Consider the following 265-nt stretch of genomic DNA (forward strand, 5'->3'; position numbering starts at 1 on the left):
GGCGATGGGCTCGGTCATGTCATCGCCTTCGACCAGCACGGTGTACAGCGCGGTGATGGAGCCGTGCTCGTTCATGCCGGCGCGCTCCATCAGCTTGGGCAGGGTGGCGAACACCGACGGCGGATAGCCGCGGCGGGTCGGCGGTTCGCCCGCGGCCAGGCCGATCTCGCGCTGGGCGCGGGCAAAGCGCGTCACCGAATCCATCAGGAACAGCACGCGCTTGCCCTGGTCGCGGAAATACTCGGCGATGGCGGTGGCCACATAG

General features: G+C 68.7%; 1 pseudogene. It reads right to left on the reverse strand.

From position 1 onward, the window contains the following. A pseudogene (locus SB751_RS31405) lies at positions 1–265 on the reverse strand (EscN/YscN/HrcN family type III secretion system ATPase); the annotation flags it as partial.

This window comes from Cupriavidus sp. SIMBA_020, assembly GCF_046535395.1.
GTDB classification, from domain to species: domain Bacteria; phylum Pseudomonadota; class Gammaproteobacteria; order Burkholderiales; family Burkholderiaceae; genus Cupriavidus; species Cupriavidus campinensis.